The 2,127-nt window shown below is 63.6% G+C and carries 2 protein-coding genes; both read right to left on the bottom strand.

The features are described from left to right. On the bottom strand, window positions 1-1,324 hold a 1,324-nt coding region (locus AC1DCF_RS19135), incomplete at its 3' end, for a DUF4082 domain-containing protein (RefSeq protein WP_477212363.1). 457 nt (window positions 1,325-1,781) lie between these two features. Further along, on the bottom strand, window positions 1,782-2,127 hold a 346-nt coding region (locus AC1DCF_RS19130; RefSeq protein WP_477212362.1), incomplete at its 5' end, for a hypothetical protein.

Genomic DNA, 2,127 nt, shown 5'->3' with positions numbered 1-2,127 from the left:
TGTTCTTCACGACCGCGAAGTCACCGTAGCCGGTCAGGGCAGCCGAGCATCCGGCATCCGGGGCCACATCGGGTGCGTCGCAGGCGATGGTGTTGCCGCGGATCACAGAGCCTGACCCCATCCGAATTCCGGATTCATGCGCCTTGCCCGCTGCATCACGGAACTGACCGTGCACATAGGAGGCACTGACGGTGCAGTCGATGTAGCAGTTCACTGAACGATTTCCGCCGGTCACCTCTACTCGGGTTGCCGTGAAGCGGGCGTCACCGAGTCCGGTTCCCATCTGGGCTCCGATCACAACGTCGCTATCGCTGATCGCGAAGGATCCGGTGCCTGATTCGCTCGTCGCAACGGTTCCGTTGATGACTGAACGGGTGATCACGACACCCTGCGCTTCAACCTGCAGGGTGCAGTTCACCGTCTTGGCGTCGATGACGGTTCCGGCGGTCGTGATCCGGCACGGCCCGGTATACGGGGAGAGTGCGGTTCCGGTGGGCACTCCGGTCGTCGCCGACGAGGGGAACCCGGTGGTCGGCGTGGTCGGCGGCGTCGGAGTCGGAGTCGGAGTCGGAGTGGTCGTCGGAGGCGTCGGCGTCGGCGTCGGCGTCGGTGTCGGTGTGGTCGTGGTCGGCGGCGTCGGAGTCGGCGTCGGAGTCGGTGTGGTCGTGGTCGGCGGCGTCGTTGTCGGTGGCTTCGCCCCGGCCGTGCTCGACGAGAAGGTCAGATCAACCCAGTAGTTGCTGTTGCGGAAGGTATCAGTCGGGAACTGTGACTTCGAGCCGTACTTGAAGACGCCGCTGCCCTTGCTGATCTTGAGGAGCGGGGACTGCGATTTGCCGGCATAGTCGTATGTCGCCGCGTACCGGCCCTTCGCTTCATAGTAGGAGACGACGTACGTCTGGCCGGATTTCAGGGCGACAGGCTGGTCGAATTCAGCGGTCTGCCAGCCAGAACTCGTCTCGCTCGTGAAGCTGGCTTTGGCGAGCTTCTTTCCCTGCGCCGTCCAGAGCGTTCCGTTATGGGGCCCGACGGCACTCCGGTCCTTCCAAAAGCGCATCCCGGTGGCCGTGCCGTCGGCGAGCACGCTGAACCGAGTGCCGACCTCGACTCCGGCGGCGTCCGAGTGCTTCGCTAGGCCAGTCGGGGCCGAACTGCCCATGATCGTGCTCGTGGCCGCAGACGCCGGGCTTGTCGCCCATGGTGCCGTCGTCACGATCACGGAGAGCAGGATCGCGAACGCAGCTGCGACGCTGCCCAGGCGGAGCACGATCTTGGATTTGGATTTTGGAGCACGGTGAAGCGGTGCTTTGTTTGGGGAGTTCACTACGGGTCCTGACTCGTTCTGAATTTCGAGTTGTCTCCCACTCAAACGGTCATCGTCGAGCGGCGAGATTTTACCCCCATCGGGGAGGCCGACCCCCCATTGAGGGGGGCGTGTCTGACCCCAATTACAACCGACGCTCTCCGGCACGTCAAACCGAGAACGGAGGTCGAATCACCCGGCTACGGGGTTGGTCAATTCCGCGAACGTCTCCCGACTCGCCACGATGAGGTGAGTTCGGGTGGCCGTGGCGATCGCCGACGTGCGCCGTCACAAGGGAATTCTGCCCAACTCGGGGCCCTGTTCCATCTGCAGCCGGGTGGGAATAGGGAGCGCGCTTTGTCTCTCGAAGACAGCTTTAAGGCGACACTGAGAAACTCCTGGCAAAGCATCGGGTTGACAACTAGCCGTTCGGCAGAGGGACGCGTGGCCAATCGTCAGATCGGCCACGCGTCCGCGCTCAGTTGGCCGCTTGGACGGGAGTTCCGTCTTCCCAGCTGTTGTTGGCCCACACGTTGCCCGGGGCGTTGGAGTCGAACGAAGTGATCGGCCCGTAAGCGCCGCACTTGCCCGATGCCCCGCGCTGCCAGACATTGTTCGTGAACCGGATATCCCGGGTGCCAGTGGAGAACGGCTTGCCCGGTGTCGAACCGCCAAAGGTGCAGTAGCCGCCCGAATTTCCGACGATCAGGTTTCCGTCAATCGTGTTGTTCTTCACGACCGCGAAGTCACCGTAGCCGGTCAGGGCAGCCGAGCATCCGGCATCCGGGGCCACATCGGGTGCGTCGCAGGCGATGGTGTTGCCG

Source organism: Leifsonia sp. 10L418 (genome assembly GCF_056395445.1).
The sequence above is the reverse complement of the archived record's forward strand: the minus strand, read 5'-3'. Positions and strand labels throughout refer to the sequence as shown.